Annotated in this window: 3 protein-coding genes; all 3 read left to right on the top strand. The window is 42.2% G+C overall.

What is annotated here, in order from left to right:
• Window positions 1–36 precede the first annotated feature (36 nt).
• Window positions 37–852: an endonuclease/exonuclease/phosphatase family protein gene (locus SORDD16_RS06095; protein WP_061452743.1), complete on the top strand. Its 816-nt coding sequence runs from the start codon at window positions 37–39 to the stop codon at window positions 850–852.
• Between the two features lie 131 nt (window positions 853–983).
• Window positions 984–2,327: a DEAD/DEAH box helicase gene (locus SORDD16_RS06090; protein WP_061452742.1), complete on the top strand. Its 1,344-nt coding sequence runs from the start codon at window positions 984–986 to the stop codon at window positions 2,325–2,327.
• 165 nt (window positions 2,328–2,492) lie between these two features.
• Window positions 2,493–3,660, top strand: a 1,168-nt coding sequence (gene metK / locus SORDD16_RS06085) for a methionine adenosyltransferase (RefSeq protein ID WP_061452741.1), incomplete at its 3' end; no start/stop codon positions are given.

Here is a 3,660-nt window from a genome sequence, read left to right as displayed (position 1 = left end):
AAGCTGTTTTCCAACCTCTTGTTTTAGGAGAAAAGCATGAAAATTCTAACACTTAATACTCACAGTTGGATGGAGAAGGAAGCAGAGGAAAAATTCCAAATCTTATTCCAAGACATTCTTGATAAGGATTATAATTTGATTTGTTTCCAAGAAATCAATCAAGAAATGACTTCGCCAGAGGTAGAGGTTAACAATCGCTATCAAGCTTTGCCATCAGCAGAATCCATTCATCAGGATCACTATGTACGACTCCTGGTCGAAAAATTGGCTGAGAAGGGGAGGACCTACTACTGGACTTGGGCTTACAATCATATCGGCTATGACCGCTACCATGAAGGTGTGGCAATCTTATCTAAAACGCCTATTCAAGCACGTGAAATTTTAGTGTCAGATGTAGATGATCCAACGGACTATCATACTCGCCGTGTTGCCTTGGCTGAGACAGAGGTTGAAGGTAAGGAGCTGGCTCTTGCAAGCGTTCATCTCTCTTGGTGGGATAAAGGTTTCCAAGAAGAATGGGCACGGTTTGAGGATGTATTAAAAGATTTGAACAAACCTCTGATTTTAGCAGGTGATTTTAATAATCCAGCTGGTCAGGAAGGCTATCAAGCGATTTTAGCTAGCCTATTAGGATTACAAGACGCGTTTGAAGTTGCGAAAGAAAGAAGTGGTAGCTATACCGTTCCACCAGAAATTGATGGCTGGAAAGGTAATACCGAACCACTACGAATCGACTACGTCTTTACGACCAAAGAGTTGGAAGTAGAGAGTTTACAAGTAGTTTTTGATGGGCAGAATAGTCCACAAGTCAGTGATCATTATGGTTTGAATGCTGTATTGACCTGGAAATAATGAAAGAGGTTGGAATCAGAGGTTCCAACCTTTTATGTAACTCGAAGATTTACTACAGGACTGAGACTCAAATGGGACTACTGCAATAGGACAAAATATGGTATAATTGAAAGGATAGAATCGAGGATAGTATGTTATTTAAGAAATTTCAATTTAAAAATTATATAGTAGAAGCCTTGGAGGAGTTGAAATTCTCAACTCCTACAGAGGTACAAGAAAAATTAATCCCTATTGTACTGGCAGGTCGTGATTTGGTAGGCGAGTCAAAAACAGGTTCAGGAAAGACCCATACTTTCTTATTACCAATTTTCCAGCAATTAGATGAAACTAGCGATAGTGTGCAAGCAGTCATTACTGCACCAAGTCGTGAGTTGGCCACTCAAATCTACCAAGCAGCTCGTCAGATTGCAGCTCACTCAGATATCGAAGTTCGTGTGGTTAATTATGTAGGCGGTACAGATAAGGCGCGTCAGATTGAAAAACTTGCTAGCAACCAGCCACATATCGTTATCGGAACGCCAGGTCGAATCTATGACTTGGTCAAATCTGGTGATTTGGCTATTCACAAGGCCAAGACCTTTGTAGTTGATGAAGCCGATATGACCTTGGATATGGGATTCTTAGAAACGGTTGATAAGATTGCAGGAAGCCTTCCAAAAGACTTGCAATTCATGGTTTTTTCAGCAACTATTCCACAAAAATTGCAACCGTTCTTGAAAAAATACTTGTCAAATCCTGTCATGGAGAAAATCAAAACCAAAACAGTTATTTCAGATACCATTGATAACTGGTTGATTTCGACCAAGGGCCGCGACAAGAATGCTCAGATTTACCAGCTGACTCAGTTGATGCAGCCTTATTTAGCAATGATTTTTGTTAACACAAAAACGCGTGCTGATGAATTGCATGCATACTTGACTGCCCAAGGTTTAAAAGTGGCCAAGATTCATGGAGATATTCCCCCACGGGAGCGCAAGCGGATCATGAATCAGGTGAAAAATCTTGATTTTGAATACATTGTTGCAACGGACTTGGCAGCGCGTGGAATTGACATTGAAGGGGTCAGCCATGTTATCAATGATGCCATTCCACAGGACTTGTCCTTCTTTGTTCACCGTGTTGGACGAACTGGGCGCAACGGACTGCCTGGTACAGCGATTACCCTTTACCAGCCTAGTGATGACTCGGATATCCGTGAGTTGGAGAAATTAGGGATTAAGTTTACTCCTAAGATGGTCAAAGACGGAGAGTTTCAAGATACCTATGACCGTGATCGTCGTGCCAATCGTGAAAAGAAGCAGGACAAGCTTGATATTGAAATGATTGGCTTGGTTAAAAAGAAAAAGAAAAAAGTCAAACCAGGCTATAAGAAGAAGATTCAATGGGCGGTGGATGAAAAACGTCGTAAAACCAAACGTGCTGAAAATCGTGCTCGTGGCCGTGCCGAGCGCAAAGCCAAACGCCAAACATTTTAAGAACAAAATTGGAGCCGAAAGGCTCTTTTTCAATTTAGAGAAAATACTGCAAAAAAAAGTAAAAAGTGATATAATGATGAGGTTATATAGTCCCGATAAGATGGTAGAAATTTCTATCAGTACTTTGTAACTCTATAACAATATTTTTTAAGGGGGGACATTTTTATGTCAGAACGTAAATTATTCACGTCTGAATCTGTATCTGAGGGGCATCCGGATAAGATTGCAGACCAAATTTCAGATGCGATTTTGGATGCTATTTTAGCAAAGGATCCAGAGGCGCACGTTGCTGCTGAGACAGCTGTGTACACGGGTTCTGTCCATGTTTTTGGTGAAATTTCTACGAATGCCTATGTAGATATTAACCGTGTGGTTCGTGATACCATTGCAGAGATTGGTTATACCAATGCAGAATATGGTTTTTCTGCGGAGACGGTGGGAGTTCATCCGTCACTTGTTGAGCAGTCACCAGATATTGCCCAAGGTGTTAACGAAGCCTTGGAGGTCCGTGGAAATGCAGACCAAGATCCACTTGACTTGATTGGAGCTGGAGATCAAGGTCTTATGTTCGGGTTTGCAGTGGATGAGACAGAAGAACTCATGCCTTTGCCAATCTCACTTAGCCACAAGTTGGTTCGTCGTTTGGCAGAACTTCGTAAGTCTGGTGAAATCAGCTATTTCCGTCCAGATGCCAAATCACAAGTTACAGTTGAGTATGATGAAAATGACCGTCCGGTACGTGTGGACACAGTCGTTATTTCAACTCAGCACGATCCAGAAGTTAGCAATGAACAAATCCACGAGGATGTCATTAACAAGGTCATCAAAGAAGTTATTTCAGCGTCTTACTTGGATGATCAGACAAAATTCTTCATCAATCCAACTGGTCGCTTTGTAATCGGTGGACCTCAAGGAGACTCAGGTTTGACTGGTCGTAAGATTATCGTGGATACCTATGGTGGCTACTCTCGTCATGGTGGTGGTGCCTTCTCTGGTAAGGATGCGACGAAGGTGGACCGTTCAGCCTCTTATGCAGCTCGCTACATTGCCAAGAACATCGTTGCAGCAGGTCTTGCTAAGAAAGTAGAAGTGCAATTGGCCTATGCCATCGGTGTGGCACAGCCTGTTTCTGTTCGTATCGATACTTTTGGTACAGGAACAGTAGCTGAAAGCAAACTTGAAAAAGCAGCGCGTCAAATCTTTGATCTTCGCCCTGCTGGAATTATCAAAATGCTGGATCTCAAACGTCCAATTTACCGTCAAACAGCGGCTTATGGACACATGGGACGTACGGATATTGACCTTCCATGGGAACGTTTGAACAAGGTAGATG

Origin of the sequence: Streptococcus oralis (assembly GCF_001578945.1) — a bacterium.
Taxonomy (GTDB): Bacteria; Bacillota; Bacilli; order Lactobacillales; family Streptococcaceae; genus Streptococcus; species Streptococcus oralis_Q.
The sequence above is the reverse complement of the archived record's forward strand: the minus strand, read 5'-3'. Positions and strand labels throughout refer to the sequence as shown.

Excerpts from the sequence above, each read along its gene's own strand:
- SORDD16_RS06095 (WP_061452743.1), top strand. The coding sequence starts at position 37 with ATGAAAATTCTAACACTTAATACTCACAGTTGGATGGAGAAGGAAGCA.
- SORDD16_RS06090 (WP_061452742.1), top strand. The coding sequence starts at position 984 with ATGTTATTTAAGAAATTTCAATTTAAAAATTATATAGTAGAAGCCTTG.